13 protein-coding genes are annotated in these 14509 nt (G+C 70.7%); 12 read left to right on the top strand and 1 reads right to left on the bottom strand.

The genetic code is table 11. The annotated features are described in order from the left end of the window. Positions 1–58 precede the first annotated feature (58 nt). From MTES_RS05850 to MTES_RS05830, 6 genes are all read left to right on the top strand, one after another. Positions 59–682, top strand: coding sequence for a PadR family transcriptional regulator (locus MTES_RS05850; RefSeq protein ID WP_013584290.1), 624 nt, complete (start codon positions 59–61; stop codon positions 680–682). Further along, positions 679–2238 carry an MFS transporter gene (locus MTES_RS05845; RefSeq protein WP_013584289.1) on the top strand — a complete coding sequence of 520 codons (1560 nt, stop codon included), beginning with the start codon at positions 679–681 and terminating at the stop codon, positions 2236–2238. The genes MTES_RS05850 and MTES_RS05845 overlap by 4 nt, the downstream gene beginning before the upstream one ends. Before the next feature lie 205 nt (positions 2239–2443). Beyond that, positions 2444–4075 (top strand): ATP-binding protein, encoded by a 1632-nt coding sequence (locus MTES_RS05840; RefSeq protein WP_013584288.1) that lies wholly within the window; start codon positions 2444–2446, stop codon positions 4073–4075. Between the two features lie 245 nt (positions 4076–4320). Beyond that, positions 4321–4464: a hypothetical protein gene (locus MTES_RS19510; protein WP_013584287.1), complete on the top strand. Its 144-nt coding sequence runs from the start codon at positions 4321–4323 to the stop codon at positions 4462–4464. Positions 4465–4474: 10 nt separating this feature from the next. Then, a complete protein-coding gene (locus MTES_RS05835) occupies positions 4475–5104 on the top strand; it encodes a TetR/AcrR family transcriptional regulator (RefSeq protein WP_013584286.1) in 630 nt (209 codons plus the stop codon). 45 nt (positions 5105–5149) lie between these two features. Then, positions 5150–6457, top strand: a complete 1308-nt coding sequence (locus MTES_RS05830) for a glycosyltransferase (protein WP_013584285.1) — start codon at positions 5150–5152, stop codon at positions 6455–6457. Here MTES_RS05830 and MTES_RS05825 read toward each other — a convergent pair. Continuing rightward, positions 6454–7416, bottom strand: a complete 963-nt coding sequence (locus tag MTES_RS05825; protein WP_013584284.1) for a LacI family DNA-binding transcriptional regulator — start codon at positions 7414–7416, stop codon at positions 6454–6456. The two genes, MTES_RS05830 and MTES_RS05825, sit on opposite strands and share 4 nt — an antisense overlap. A gap of 88 nt (positions 7417–7504) precedes the next feature. On the opposite strand from MTES_RS05825, the gene MTES_RS05820 reads away from it, so the two are divergent. From MTES_RS05820 to MTES_RS05795, 6 genes are all read left to right on the top strand, one after another. After that, entirely contained in the window at positions 7505–9025 is a 1521-nt protein-coding gene (locus MTES_RS05820) for a mannitol dehydrogenase family protein (protein WP_013584283.1), read from the top strand. Positions 9026–9095: 70 nt separating this feature from the next. Next, positions 9096–10100 carry an L-idonate 5-dehydrogenase gene (locus MTES_RS05815; protein WP_013584282.1) on the top strand — a complete coding sequence of 335 codons (1005 nt, stop codon included), beginning with the start codon at positions 9096–9098 and terminating at the stop codon, positions 10098–10100. A gap of 50 nt (positions 10101–10150) precedes the next feature. After that, positions 10151–11551 carry an MFS transporter gene (locus MTES_RS05810; protein ID WP_013584281.1) on the top strand — a complete coding sequence of 467 codons (1401 nt, stop codon included), beginning with the start codon at positions 10151–10153 and terminating at the stop codon, positions 11549–11551. 126 nt (positions 11552–11677) lie between these two features. Further along, on the top strand, positions 11678–12904 hold the full coding sequence (manD, locus tag MTES_RS05805; RefSeq protein ID WP_013584280.1) for a D-mannonate dehydratase ManD: 1227 nt from the start codon (positions 11678–11680) through the stop codon (positions 12902–12904). Next, positions 12894–13526 (top strand): bifunctional 4-hydroxy-2-oxoglutarate aldolase/2-dehydro-3-deoxy-phosphogluconate aldolase, encoded by a 633-nt coding sequence (locus MTES_RS05800; RefSeq protein WP_013584279.1) that lies wholly within the window; start codon positions 12894–12896, stop codon positions 13524–13526. Before manD ends, MTES_RS05800 begins: the two co-directional genes overlap by 11 nt. 43 nt (positions 13527–13569) lie before the next feature. Then, complete coding sequence (locus MTES_RS05795) at positions 13570–14502, top strand: sugar kinase (protein WP_013584278.1); 933 nt, start codon at positions 13570–13572, stop codon at positions 14500–14502. The last annotated feature ends 7 nt before the right edge of the window (positions 14503–14509 follow it).

Genomic DNA, 14509 nt, shown 5'->3' with positions numbered 1-14509 from the left:
CGCGTGGAAGAGCGTATAGTCCACGTGGACTAGTCAACACGGACCATGAGGAGGACGGATGCCGGAGACCAGCCGCCTCACTCCGATCGCCGTCATGATCCTCGCGACCCTCCGCGAAGCCGATATGCACACGTACGAGCTCGTCCGGCTGCTCAAGGAGCGGCGCGACGATCGGCTCGTCCCCCTGCAGAAGGGCACGATCTACCACACCGTCGCCCGCCTCGAGCGCGACGGCCTCCTCGCCGAGGTCGGCGTCGACCGACACGGCAATCGTCCCGAGCGGACCACCTATACGCTGCGCGATGCCGGGCGCCGGGCCGTCGAGGAGTGGGTTCGCGCCGAACTGCCCCAGATCGATCGGCAGAGCGACTTCCGTGTGGCGCTCTCCGAAGCCCACAATCTCGAGCGCGACGAGGTCGTCGCCCTGCTCGACCAGCGACGCGCGATGCTCGAGGCCTCCATCGGCGAGCACCGCGTGGGTCTCGAGGAAGCCGCCGCGCGCGACACCCCCGAGCAATTCCTCGTCGAGGTGCAGCGGCAAGCCGCTCTCCTCGCCGCCGAACTCGCGTGGCAGGACTCCCTGCGCGCGCGTCTCGCCGACCGCACCCTGCCCTGGGGCGTCGCCGAGATCCCCGAACACATCAAGAACAAGCACCGCGTCTCGAGGGAGACATTCGCATGACCGACGCTCGCGCCGCCACAACGGCATCCACCCGTACCGGGTCCCACAAGACCCACGAACGCAGCCCCTGGCCCGCCCTCTGGGCGCTCGTCATCGGGTTCTTCATGATCCTGGTCGACACCACGATCGTCTCGGTCGCGAACCCCGCGATCAAGGCGGCGCTCGACCCGAACACCAACAACCTCGACAACGTCGTGTGGGTCACCAGCGCCTACCTGCTGACCTATGCCGTGCCGTTGCTGATCACCGGCCGCCTCGGCGACCGCTTCGGCCCGAAGAACATCTACCTCACGGGCCTCGCGATCTTCACGCTCGCCTCGCTCGCGTGCGGACTGGCCCCGTCGCTCGAGGTGCTGATCGCGGCCCGTGCCGTGCAGGGACTCGGCGCCGCCCTGATGACGCCGCAGACCATGGCCGTCATCACCCGCACGTTCCCGCCGCAGAACCGTGGCGCGGCGATGGGCCTGTGGGGCGCGACCGCCGGTGTCGCGACCCTCGTCGGCCCGCTCGCGGGCGGTCTGCTCGTCGACGGACTCGGGTGGGAGTGGATCTTCTTCATCAACATCCCCGTCGGCATCATCGGCTTCATCGCCGCGGTGATCCTCGTCCCGCAGCTGCCGCGCACCGCGCACAAGTTCGACATCCTGGGCGTCGTGCTCAGCGCCGTCGGCCTCTTCCTCATCGTCTTCGGGCTGCAGGAGGGCGAGCACTACTCGTGGGCGGCGTGGATCTGGGGGATGGTCGCCGCGGGCGTCGTCGTCATGGGCGTGTTCGTCTGGACCCAGGCGCGCAGCAAGGGGGAACCCCTCGTGCCGCTCGACCTCTTCCGCGACCGCAACTTCTCCGTCGCGAACCTCGCCATCGCCGCGGTCGGCTTCACCGTGACGAGCATGGCGCTGCCGCAGATGTTCTACCTGCAGCTCGCTCGCGGCCTGACCCCGACCGAGTCGGCACTGCTGCTCGTCCCGCTCGCCATCCTGTCCGGCGTGCTCGCCCCGTTCGCCGGCAAGCTCCTCGACCGCACCGATCCGCGCTTCCTGCTCGTGCCGGGCCTCCTGCTCGTGGGCGGCTCGCTCGGGATCTACGTGGCGCTCATCCTGAACGACGCGCCCATCTGGGCCTTCCTCATCCCCTCGGCCCTCATGGGCGTCGGCAACGCAGGGATGTGGGGTCCGCTCGCGACCACCGCGACGCGGAACCTCCCGCCGCGCCAGGCGGGCGCCGGCGCCGGTATCTACAACACGACCCGGACGGTCGGATCGGTCATCGGCTCGGCATCCATCGCCGCGTTCATGCAGGCGCGCCTCGAGGCGAACCTGCCCGGAGCGGCGGATGCCTCGGCGAGCTTCGGCGGGGGAACGCTTCCGCCGCAGGTCGTCACCGGGTTCTCGCAGGCCATGGGGCAGTCGCTCACGCTGCCGATCATCGTGATCGGCGTGGGTCTCGTCGCCGTGCTGTTCATGCGCCGGCCCGCGATGATCCGCCCGCACGGCGCTCCGCGCGACGCGGCTCCCGCCCCGCAGGCCCAGGCTGCTCCGGCCGCCGCCGGCGAATAGCTCCGAATCGGCAGAAGCCGTCGCGTCCTCCGGGAGGCGGCGGCTTCTGCCATCTGTGCGTCATCGTGCGTCCTGCCGAGCTGTACGAGAGGCGGATGGTCGGTTAACCTACCTTTCGTTTCCTGGCTGCCGCAACTCGCCCTCGACACCCCACAGGGCGCGGCCGCCTGCCCGCTACCCGCCCCCGAGAGGCAACGAGGACGCCGTGCCCCACATCGACTCGACGCGGACACCGGAGGGGCGTCGTGCTCGATCTGCGCAGACGCAACTCCCGTTCTTCTTCGGGCTCGTGTACGTGGCGGTGGTCGTGGCCGTCGTGGAGCCGTCCATCCTGGTGATGCCGATCTCGCTGTTCGGATTCGCCTTGGGTGTCGTGGCAACGGTCCTCGCGATGTTCGTCCCGTGGGAGAGGTTCGCCCCGATCGCGGTCGCGGCTCTCGATGTCGTCGCCGTGACGCTCCTCCGTGCCGAGATCACGCGGGTGTTGCCCGGGGTGATCCTGCTCGCGATCTTCCCGATGACGTGGGCGGCCTATGCCTTCGGGGGCGCGGGATTGACGCTCGTCGCGGGGGGTTCGGTGGCGATGCTGACCTTCCGATTCGTCTACGACGGCGCCTGGCCGCAGTCCTTCGCGGGCTGGGCGAACGTCACGAGTCTGCCGCTGGTCATCGTCGCGCTGGCCGTCATGGCTTTCCTCGCCGCGCGTCGACTGGGGCACCGCGGACGCCAACTCTCCCGGGCGAATCAGGCTCAGACCGAAGCCCTCGCGGACGCGCAGGACGCCGAGGCACTCGTGACGGGGATCCTCGATACCGTCGCCGCGGGCGTCGCCTTCTACGACGAAGAAGGGCGCCTTGAGGTGGCGAACGCCGCCGCTCACGAGATGGCGCACGCGTCGGGGTTCCGTCTCGATGAACCCCCCTATGCCGGCGAGAATGTGCTCGCCGCCGATCGCGTGTCGAGAATCCCGCCCGACGAGCAGTTCATCCCCCGTGCGCTGCGGGGCGAAGTCATTCGTGCGCACCTCGCCTGGCTCGGCCCGCCCGAGGCGCAGATGGCCGTTCTCGCGTCTTCGAACCAACTGCACAGGCGGGACGGCTCCGTCCAGGGAACCGTCGTCGTCGCGCACGACGTCACCGAACTCGCCGACGCGATCGAGGTGCGCGAGCAGTTCCTCCGCACGGTCTCGCACGAGCTCCGCACTCCGCTCACGAGCGTCACGGGCTTCCTCTCCCTCATCGACGACGCCGTCGGACCGCACGATCCCAAGCTGCGTTCGTACGTCGATGTGGTCAACCGCCGGGCCGCCGACCTCCTCGACCGCATCGAGGACCTCGTTTCCGCGACGCGGGTCGAGGGGGCGCTCCGTCTCTGCGTCGTCGACATCCGTCAGATCGTGGATGCCGCAGCGCGGCGTGTCAGCAAGCTCGCCGAGCAGCAGTCGACGCCCGTGCACGTGAGGGGTGCATCCGTCGCGCGCGCTCACGCCGACCGCGAGAAACTCGAGAACGCCATCGCCGAACTGCTGACGAACGCCCTCAAGTTCGGTGAGCCCGAGGCGCCGATCACGGTGACGTGCGACGCGGGCGACGAGCGTGTGCGCGTCAGTGTGGCGAATGACGGTCCGGGCCTCTCTCATGCCGAGCTGCGTCGGGTCTTCGATCGCTTCTACCGCACCGCCCACGCGCGTTCCCGGGCGGTGCAGGGGTTCGGGCTGGGGCTCACTCGCGTGCGCACGATCGTCCACGCGCACGAGGGGCGCATCCACATCGAGAGCGCGCCCGGTGCGCGCACCACGGTGACCGTCGACCTCCCAGCCGCTCCGGCACCTTCCTGAGCCACGGTTCCGCTCGGTGACAGTGCGTTGGCCCGCGGTTTCCTTGTCGTGGCGATCGAGGCACGTAATGGGTTATGCGTACCTCCTGTGAATTCGACGGTTTCGGAGCTTGTCCGTTCACAATCCCTCTCGATGACGCGGGGAAGTATCTCCATATTCGATTATATGGGTGTATGGTGAATTCTGCGCTGCGGTGACTCGCACCCCGCTCGCGCGCTCCACCTCGCCTCTCGAAGGAGTCGCCCATGACCGCTCCCGCCCCCGTGCTTCACTCCACCGTCGCGATCGGCTCACGCCCCTCGTGGCTCCGGGCCGCCGGCATCCTGATCTCCGTCGGGAGTGTGCTGTCGACCGCCGCCGCCCGGGTCGGCGTCGTCGCCGCGAAGTAGCGGGTGGGACGTGCCCCGCAGCTATCAATCCCCCAAGCGGCAGGCCGAAGCCGCCGCCACGCGCGCGAACATCGTCGACACGGCGGCGCGGCTCTTCGTCCGTGACGGGTACGTCGCCACATCGATCAAGACCATCGCGGCCGAGGCGGGGGTGTCGATCCCGACGGTCCACCTGAACGGCCCCAAGCACGCCCTGCTCATCGCCGCCTTCGAGCGCACCTTCGCGGGCGACGAGGGCCGGCACTCGCTCACCGAGCGACCGGAACTCGTCGAGATCATGAGCGAGCCCGACACCGACGCGGCGATCTCGAGGTACGTCGACTTCCTCATCGAGGCGAACCGGCGTTCGGCCGCGATCGTCCGGGCCCTGCTCGCCGCCGCCGACAGTGACGCCGAGGTGCGCGCCGCGTACCTCGACCTCGAGATGCGGCGCCATCGCGACATGACGATCGCGGCCGGCTGGTTCCTCCAGCGCGAGCGCATCCGCGTCGAGCAGGTCGCGCTCGCCGCCGACGTCCTCGGCCTCATCACGGGCCCCGATCCATGGACGCACTTCACCGTCACCCGCGGCTGGGACATCGACGCCTACCGGTCGTGGCTGACGGCCCAGCTCCTCCACCTCTCCGACAACCTCGCGTAGACCGTCCGCTGCCCGCGGGGGTCTCGTCTTCGAAAGAAACCGAACATGACCCGTTCCGCCCTCATCTGCAGCATGCCCGCCGTCGGCCACGTCGGCCCGCTCCTCGTCGTCGCCACCGAACTGCAGCGACGGGGATGGGATGTCCGCCTGCTCACCGGCGCCCGATACCGATCGATGGTCGAGGCCGCCGGCATCCGGTTCCTGCCTCTGCCGCCCGAAGCCGACACGCTCGACGACATCGGGACCGGCGACGACGAGCGCGAGCGGGGACTCGCGACGATCAACCGCGGCGTCGAGCGGGCGTTTCTCGACCCCGCCGGCCCCGCGGCGGCCACCCTGGAGCACGTTCTCGCGGAAGAGCCGGCAGACGTCGTGCTGCACGACATGCTCTTCCTGGGGGTGCAGACCCTGTTCGGCCTGCCGCGCTCCGAGCGTCCCCTCACCGTCATGTGCGGCATCACGGCGGCCGGCTTCTCCAGCCGCGACACCCCGCCCTACGGTCTCGGCATCACGCCGCTGCGTCAGCCGCTCCTCAACCGCGCGCGAAACCGGGTTCTCGGCGTCACCGCCAAGATCGTGCTCCGGCCGGTTCACCGCTCGCTCGACCTGTTCCTGGCCGGGGTGGGCGCCCCTCCGCTGAACGGGGCCTTCTTCATGGACGTCCTCTCGCGCAGCGACCTTCTCGCGCAGTTCACCGTCGGGGAGTTCGAGTACCCCCGCAGTGACGCCCCCGACACCCTGCGCTTCTACGGCCCGATGGCCACGGCGGTCACGCAGCCCGCGCCTGCGCCGGCGTGGTTCGCCGACCTCGATCCGGCCCTGCCCCTCGTGCACGTCACGCAGGGCACGGTCGCCAACACCGACTACAGCGAGGTGATCGAGCCGACCCTCACGGCCCTGGCCGACCTCCCCGTCCAGGTCGCCGTGACCACGGGCGGTCGCCCGGTCGACACGTTGCCGGCCCTTCCGGCCAACGCGTTCGCCGCGAGCTACCTGCCCTACGACGAGCTGCTCGCCCGCACGAGCGTGCTCGTGACCAACGGCGGCTACGGCGGACTCCACCACGCGATGCGCCACGGCGTGCCGATCGTGATCGCCGGCGATTCCGAGGACAAGGTCGAGACCTCCGCGCGCGTGCAGCATGCTCGCGTGGGTGTGAATCTGCGCACGGGTCGTCCGGCTCCGGATGCCATCCGCTCGGCCGTGCAGCGGATCCTCACGGACCCGTCGTACGCGGCGAACGCGCGACGCATCGGCGAGGCGATCGCGGTCGCTCCCGGCGCCGCGGGGCTCGTGGACGACGTGGAGGCGATGGTCGCGGCCCGCGCCGCGACCGGCTCAGACCCGGTCTAGACCCGTGGAGGAGCGGTCGACCCGCGGACGATCAGCTCCGACGGAAGCACCGCCGTCTCGTCGGGGGCGCTGCCGGCCATCGACTGCAGCAGCAGCTCCACCGCGAGCGCGCCCGAGCGTGCGATCGGCATCCGGACCGTGGTCAGGCTCGGGGTGACGGCTCCGGCGAGTTCGATGTCGTCGATCCCGACGATGCTCACGTCGTCGGGGCACGCTCGGCCGAGTTCGCCCATGCCGGCCTCGAGCCCGAGAGCGACGAGGTCGTTGTAGGCGATCACGGCGGTGGCCCCGCTCGCGATCGCCGCCGCGGCGTTCGCGCGGCCGCCCTGGATCGACGCGGCGTGGTTGCTCAGGCGCGTGAGGCGGATGCCGAACCGTTCGCACGCGCGCGCGACGGTCCGTGCGCGCTGATCGTCGGCCCAGGAGCCGTACGGGCCCGAGGCGTAGGCGAGGTGCGTGTGGCCGAGGGCGGCGAGGTGCTCGACCGCCTGGCTCGGGCCGCGCTCGGCGTCCATGATGACGCAGACGGCCCCCGGGATGAGGCGGTTGATCACGACGTGCGGGGTGTCGCCGATCAGTGCGAGCACATCCTCTTCGGGAAGGCGCGGAGAGCACAGCACCAGACCGTCGGCTTTGCCCGCGAGCTCGATGGATTCGCGCTCGCGCCGGAGGTCTTCGTCGGCGTCGTAGAGGACGATCCGGTGTCGACCGTGCCACGCCTGCCCCTGGATGGCCTTGAGGAGGGTCGCGTAGACCGGGTTCGCGGCATCCGGAACGAGGACCGCGATCGTGCGCGCCCCCGTCGGCACCTGCGACGTGGCGTAGCCGAGTTCGGTGGCGGCGGCGCGCACCCGCTCGAGCGTCGCCGGGGCCAGGCGGTCGGGCTCGCCGAAAGCGCGCGAAGCCGTGGCGATCGAGACTCCGGCGTGCCGGGCCACGTCGGTGAGGGTCGCCGCCATCCGTGCTCCTTCGTGCTGTCGTTCCATCTTCGTGCATAGCGGTGTGAAAACTGTTGACAAGTTTGTACAAACACAGCACACTGCTTGTATGTCGATCACCGATGATCCCTCCGCACCGACCGCGCGCCTGCGTCGCGACTCCTCGCCGGTCGCCCTTCCCCCGGTGTCGGGCGCCGCGGGGATCCTGCACCTGGGTCTCGGCAGCTTTCACCGCGCGCACCAGGCGGTGTACACCGCAGCCGCTCTCCGCGCCGAGGGGGGCGACTGGGGCATCGTCGGCGTGGCATCCCGCTCACGTCGCGTCGTCGACGCGCTGCACGCTCAGGACCACCTCTACGCCGTGGCCACGGTCTCGCCCGAGGGGACGACGCTCGCCATCCCCGGCGTCCACACCGACTCGTACGTCGCCGCCGACGACCCGGCACGAGTGGTCGCCGACCTCGCCGACCCCGGCATCCGCGTCGTGACGCTCACGGTGACGGAGAACGGCTACAGCTTCTCGTCGTCGACGCAGCACCTCGATGTCACCGATCCGCGCGTGCAGGCCGACCTGCGCGGCGGCGCGCCGACCTCGACCATCGGCCAGCTCGCCCGGGGACTGCAGGCCCGCGCCGCTGCCGGCGGCGCGCCCCTCTCGATCCTGAGCTGCGACAACCTGCTCTCGAACGGCTCGCACACCGAGAAGCTGGTCCGCGAGTTCCTCCAGGAGCTTCCGGATGCCGAGGGCGCCGACGTCCTGGCCTACCTCGACCGCGCCGTGACCTTCCCGTCGAGCATGGTCGACCGCATCGTCCCTTCGACCACCGCCGAGCTGACCGACCGCGTCGCCGGACTCCTCGGCGTCCGCGACGACATCCCCGTGCCGGCCGAGCCCTTCACCATGTGGGCGATCGAGGACCGCTTCGCCGCGGGCCGCCCCGCCTGGGAGGCCGGGGGAGCGGTGTTCACCGACGAGGTCGGCGCGTACGAGCAGCTCAAGGTGCGTTTGCTGAACGGCACGCACTCGCTCATCGCCTACCTCGGCGCGCTGCGGGGAGTTCCGACGATCCCGGATGCCATCGCCCTGGCCGACATCGAAGCCGCGGCCGCGACCGTCCTGCGCGGCGAGTACGAGCCCTCGGTCACCGCTCCCGCCGGCGTCGACATCGAGCAGTACGAGCGGGAGCTCTTCGCCCGCTGGGGCAACAGCGCTCTGGGCCACCGTACGAGCCAGGTGGGATCCGACGGGTCGGTCAAACTCGGCCAGCGCATCCCGGGCCCGATCGCCCACGCTCTCGACCGCGGCGAGTTCCCGCACCTCATCGCGCTGACCGTGGCCGCCTACCTCGCCTGCGTCGCCCCGCCGGCCGGGTTCGACCCCGGTCCGCACGCCGAGGCGATGACCGACCCCGCCCGGGAACGGCTCACCGCGGTCCCCACGCGCGGCGGCAGAGACCTCGCGCACCGCGCCATCGTCGACCTGCGGCTGTTCGGCGACGACGTCGCGCACCGCACCGCCTTCGTCGACCGGGTCGGTGATCTCGTCGACACGATCGTGCAGCGCGGCGTCGAGAGCGCGATCGCCGACAGCCTCGCCGCCGCCGGCAGCCTGGCGCACCCCGCGACCTGACCCCTGGGCACCCCCGAACGGCCCCACCATCCGACGCTCTCGAAGCGCAGAACGACAGGAAAGAGACGCGATGAAGCTCCTCGCGATCCACGGCGCGGAAGACATCCGCTGGGAAGACCGCCCGACTCCCGAGCCGGGCGAGGGCGAAGTGCGCCTGCGCGTGCGCTACGTCGGCATCTGCGGGTCGGACCTGCACTACTACTTCCACGGAAAGAACGGCGAGTACGCCGTCCGTGAGCCCCTGACCCCCGGTCACGAGCTCTCGGCCGAGGTCGACCTCGACCCCTCGGGTCGCCTCGCGCCGGGCACTCCGGTCACCGTCCACCCCGCACGGTTCGGTCCCTCCGCGCCGGGACTCGAGGACCGTCCGCACCTGCGCGCGGGAGGCGACTACCTCGGCAGCGCAGCGGGCTTCCCGCATCGCCAGGGCGGGGCCGCCGAGCTGCTCCTCGTCGAAGAACACATGATCCGCGTCCTCCCCGAAGGCCTTCCCCTCGAGCGAGCGGCGCTCGCCGAGCCCCTCGCCGTCGCGATCCACGCCGTGGGTCTGGCAGGGGACCTGACCGGGAAGCGCGCCCTCGTCATCGGCGCAGGCCCCATCGGTCTGCTCGTCGTCGCCGCGGCCGTGCACGCGGGGGCAGCGGTCGTGGGCGCGAGCGACGTCCGGCCCGAGCCCCTCGACCGGGCGCGGGCGCTCGGGGCGAGCGAGACGTTCCTCGTCGGCACCGACGCGATCGACCCCGAGTCGTTCGACGTCGTCTTCGAGTGCTCGGGGGTCGGCGTCGCCCTCACCCAGGCCGTCCGCGCCGTCCGTCGCGCCGGCACCGTGGTGCAGGTGGGGATGCTCCCGGACGCTGAGATCGGCGTCAACCTCGCTCCGATGCTCGCGAAAGAACTCACCGTCCGCGGCGCGTTCCGCTTCTCGACCGAGATCGACGACGCCGTCGCGATGCTCGCCGAGACCGATGCCCTCGACGCGGTCGTCTCGCACGTCATCCCCGCCGCCGACGCGGTGAGTGCGTTCGCCACGGCGCGCGACTCCTCGGCATCCGCCAAGGTCCTCCTCTCCCTCTGACCCGTCCCCGCTTCACCGAACGATCATCATCACTACGAAGGAGTAATCCGATGAGCAGCTCTTCCGCCCCCGGCGTCGACGCGTCGTCGTCGACGCCCGTCGCCAAGAGGTCGGTCGGCGACCTCGCCCGCGCCGCCGTCTCCGGCTGGCTCGGCACCGCGCTGGAGTTCATGGACTTCCAGCTCTACTCGCTGGCCGCCGCCCTCGTCTTCAGCCAGATCTTCTTCGCCGGGGGCGACGCCGCGATGGCGGTCGTCCTCGCGATGGCGACCTACGGTGTGGGCTACGTGGCCCGCCCGGTCGGCGCGTTCTTCTTCGCCCGCATCGGCGACAGGATCGGCCGCAAGCAGGTGCTGTTCTACACGATCCTGCTCATGGGAGCGGCGACGACCCTCATCGGCGTCCTGCCCACGTACGAGCAGGTCGGCATCCTGGCCCCGATCCTCCTCGTCATCCTCCGCCTGGCGCAGGGCTTCGGCGCCGGTGCCGAGATCTCGGGCGCAGGTGTCATGCTCGCCGAGTACGCCCCCGACAACCGTCGCGGCGTCGTCGCCTCGCTGGTCGCGCTCGGCACGAACTGCGGCACGCTCTTCGCCTCCGGCATCTGGGCGATCCTGCTCGCCGTGATGATGGAGAGCGATGTCATCGCGTGGGGCTGGCGCATCCCCTTCATCGGCAGCGCCGTGATCATGCTCTTCGCCCTGTGGGTCCGCTTCAACCTCAAGGAGAGCCCGGTCTTCGAAGAGCGCACCGACGTCGTCGACGGCAAGGCGCTCTCGCGCGCCGAGCTGCAGAAGGTCGCCACCGAGACCAACGACATCCGCACGCTCGAGTCGCTGCAGAAGAAGCCGCTCAAGGCCGTGCTCGTGTCGTTCTTCCTGCGCTTCGGCCAGGCCGGCAACTCCGGCATCGTGCAGACCTACCTGATCTCGTTCATCACGATCACCCTCGCCGTCTCCAAGGAGGTCGGCCCCGAGATCGTCATCGTCTCGTCGCTGATCGGCTTCGTCACGATCCCCGTCGTCGGGTTCCTCGGCGACAAGTTCGGCCGCCGCCGCATGTACATCGTCATGTCCGCGCTGTCGCTGCTGCTCATCGTCCCGACCCTGCTGCTGATCAACTCCCGCGACGTCGCGTGGATCTTCGTCGGCTACGCGCTGATCCACAACATCTCTGTGCTGGGTCTGGCATCCATGGAGAACATCTCGATCCCCGAGATCTTCGGAGCCCGCAACCGCTACACGCTCACCGCTGTCGTCCGCGAGATCGCCGCGATCATCGCCACCGGCATCGGCCCCGTCGTCGCCGCCGCGTGGGTGGCCGCCGCCACCGGCAGCATCATCCCGATCATGGTGCTGATGGGGGTCTTCACCGCCTCGGCGCTGGTCGCCGCGATCGTCGCCCCCGAGTGGACCGGTCGCGACCTGACCGACCCGCGCGCCGCGATGTGATCCGCGGGGCCGCCCCGCGCGGCCCCGCACCCGGCCGACCGCCGTCGCGCGGTGCGGCCCCGGGCGGGCTCGTGACGGCGAGTCCGCCCGGCATCCCTCTTCCCTCCTCCTCGAGAAAGTCCCCGCATGAGCATCGAGTCCGTCGACGTCATCGTCACCAGCCCCGGCCGCAACTTCGTCACCCTCAAGGTCACCACGAGCGACGGCGTCGTCGGATGGGGGGATGCCACCCTCAACGGCCGCGAGCTCTCGGTGGCGTCGTACCTCTCCGAGCACCTCGCCTCGATGCTGATCGGCCGCGACGAGGACCGCATCGAAGACACCTGGCAGTACCTCTACCGCGGCGCCTACTGGCGGCGCGGACCCGTGACGATGGCCGCGATCGCCGCCGTCGACATGGCGCTGTGGGACATCAAGGCGAAGAAGGCCGGGATGCCGCTGTACCAGCTGCTCGGCGGGGCCAGCCGCGACGGCGTGCGCGTCTACGCCCACGCCTCCGGCACCGACTTCGCCGCCCTCTCGAACGCCATCACCGGCTACCGCGAGCTCGGGTTCACCGCCGTGCGCGTGCAGACCGGCGTTCCCGGCCTCGGCCAGATCTACGGCGTCTCCTCGACCGGTCCGGGCGTGCGCTACGACTACGAACCGGCCAAGCGCTCCGGCGATCGTCCGTCGGAGGAGACGTGGGACACCCGCCAGTACCTCAACCACATGCCCGGGGTCTTCGCGAAGATCCGCGAGGAGTTCGGCACCGACCTGCGGATCCTCCATGACGGCCACCACCGCATGACGCCGATCGAGGCCGCCCGCTTCGCGAAGGACGTCGAGCCCTACGACCTCTTCTGGCTCGAGGACGCAACCCCCGGCGAGGACCAGACCGCGCTGCGCCTCATCCGCCAGCACTCGACGACCCCGCTCGCCATCGGCGAGGTTTTCAACACGGTTTACGACTATCAGACGCTCATCACCGAGCGGCTGATCGACTACGTGCGTTCGGCCGTGACCCACACCGGCGGCATCACGGCGATGAAGAAACTGCTCGACTTCGCCGCGATCTACGGCATCCGCTCCGGCATCCACGGTCCCACCGACATCTCGCCCGTCGGCATGGCCGCAGCCCTTCACCTCGACCTCGCGATCCACAACTTCGGCATCCAGGAGTACATGCCGCACAACGAGCAGACCCTCGAGGTGTTCCAGACGTCGTTCACCTTCGACAGGGGCTTCCTGCACCCCGGCGACCAGCCGGGTCTCGGCGTCGAGCTCGACGAGGAGGCCGCGGGGGCGTTCGAGTACACGAAGGCTTACCTCCCCGTGAACCGCCTGCTGGATGGGACCGTCCATGACTGGTGAGCTCCCCGCGCGCACGCTGTCGTCGAAGCTCGTCGTCGTCGCGCGGGCCTCGGCCGCATCGGACTACGCCCCGGTGCTCGCGACCCTCGCCGAGGCCGGCGTGCAGAGCGTCGAGCTGACCCTCACCACCCCCGGCACTTTCGACGCGTTCGCCGATCTGCGCTCGTCGTTCGACGGCGACCTGGGTATCGGCACCGTCACGAACCTCGCCCAGCTCGACCGCGCGATCGAGCTGGGCGCCGACTACGTCGTGACGCCGATCACCTCTGCCGCACTCGTGAAGAGGGCGGTGGATGCCGGCATCCCGATCATCCCGGGCGGTCTGACCCCGACCGAGCTGTTCTCGTCGTGGGCGGCGGGTGCCTCGGCGGTCAAGGTGTTCCCGGCCGGGCAGGTCGGACCGGGCTACCTCGCCGACCTGCGCGGACCGTTCCCCGACATCGCCGTCGTCCCCTCGGGAGGGGTGGATGCCGCCGGCGCGGCCGCCTGGCTCGCGGCGGGCGCCGTCGCGGTCAGCGTCGGCGGACCGCTGCTCGGCGACGCGTTCCGGGGCGGCGACCTCGGCGCGCTGCGCGACCGTGCGCAGCGGTTCGTCTCCGTCTGCGAGGGTGGCGAGGCGTGACCGCTCGCGTGCCGCCGGCGGGTCGATGCCGAGGAGGCCGCCCATGACCCGCGTCGTCACGCTCGGCGAGACGATGGCGCTCGCCCGCACCACCGAGATCGGCTCGCTGCGGCACGCGTCGGGACTCGCCCTCGGGATCGGCGGCGCGGAGAGCAACGTCGCGGTGGGGCTGCAACGCCTCGGCATCGACGCGTCCTGGCTCGGCCGGGTCGGCGACGATCCGCTCGGCGAGCGGATCGCGCGCGAGCTCCGCGGCGAGGGACTCGACGTTCGCGCTCTCGTCGACACCGGAGCCCCGACGGGCCTGATGATCAAGGAGCGTCCGTCCGCGGCATCCACCGCCGTTCACTACTACCGTCGCGGCTCGGCGGGGTCCCGGCTGAGCGCCGCCGACGTGCCGGACGGGTGGATCGAGGCAGCGGCCCTGCTGCACGTCACCGGTATCACGCCGCTGCTCTCCGACACCGCCCGCTCCGCCGTGCTCGCGGTCGTCGAACGGGCGCGCGCGGCCGGTGTGCCGGTGAGCTTCGACATCAACTACCGCTCGGCGCTCGCCGCCCCCGAGGTGGCGGCGCCGGTGCTGCGCGAGATCGCCGAGCGCGCGACCCTCGTGTTCGGAGGCGTCGAAGAGCTCGAGCTGCTGGGACCGGATGCCACGGCCTCGCTCCTCGCGGCGGGAGTCGGGCAGGTGATCGTCAAACGCGGACCCGAGGGCGCCGTCGTCTTCACCACCGACGACGCGACCGAGGCGCTCGGCTTCGTGATCGAGCCGCTCGACACCGTCGGGGCGGGTGACGCGTTCGTCGCCGGCTTCCTCAGCGCGTGGCTCGAGGGCCTCTCCGCCGCGGACGCCCTCGTGCGCGGCAACGCCTGCGGGGCGATGGCGTGTCTCGTCCCCGGCGATTGGGAGGCCGCCCCGACGCGCCGCGACCTCGAGCGGTTCCTCGCCGGCGGTGGGGATCCGGTGCGGCGCTGACACTCGC

Source organism: Microbacterium testaceum StLB037, from assembly GCF_000202635.1.
GTDB classification, from domain to species: domain Bacteria; phylum Actinomycetota; class Actinomycetes; order Actinomycetales; family Microbacteriaceae; genus Microbacterium; species Microbacterium testaceum_F.
The sequence above is the reverse complement of the archived record's forward strand: the minus strand, read 5'-3'. Positions and strand labels throughout refer to the sequence as shown.

Coding starts and splice junctions, on each gene's coding strand:
- MTES_RS05810 (WP_013584281.1), top strand. CDS start 10,151: ATGAGCAGCTCTTCCGCCCCCGGCGTCGACGCGTCGTCGTCGACGCCC.
- MTES_RS05825 (WP_013584284.1), bottom strand. CDS start 7,416: ATGGCGGCGACCCTCACCGACGTGGCCCGGCACGCCGGAGTCTCGATC.
- MTES_RS05815 (WP_013584282.1), top strand. CDS start 9,096: ATGAAGCTCCTCGCGATCCACGGCGCGGAAGACATCCGCTGGGAAGAC.
- MTES_RS05795 (WP_013584278.1), top strand. CDS start 13,570: ATGACCCGCGTCGTCACGCTCGGCGAGACGATGGCGCTCGCCCGCACC.
- MTES_RS19510 (WP_013584287.1), top strand. CDS start 4,321: ATGACCGCTCCCGCCCCCGTGCTTCACTCCACCGTCGCGATCGGCTCA.
- MTES_RS05830 (WP_013584285.1), top strand. CDS start 5,150: ATGACCCGTTCCGCCCTCATCTGCAGCATGCCCGCCGTCGGCCACGTC.
- manD (WP_013584280.1), top strand. CDS start 11,678: ATGAGCATCGAGTCCGTCGACGTCATCGTCACCAGCCCCGGCCGCAAC.
- MTES_RS05850 (WP_013584290.1), top strand. CDS start 59: ATGCCGGAGACCAGCCGCCTCACTCCGATCGCCGTCATGATCCTCGCG.
- MTES_RS05845 (WP_013584289.1), top strand. CDS start 679: ATGACCGACGCTCGCGCCGCCACAACGGCATCCACCCGTACCGGGTCC.
- MTES_RS05820 (WP_013584283.1), top strand. CDS start 7,505: ATGTCGATCACCGATGATCCCTCCGCACCGACCGCGCGCCTGCGTCGC.
- MTES_RS05800 (WP_013584279.1), top strand. CDS start 12,894: ATGACTGGTGAGCTCCCCGCGCGCACGCTGTCGTCGAAGCTCGTCGTC.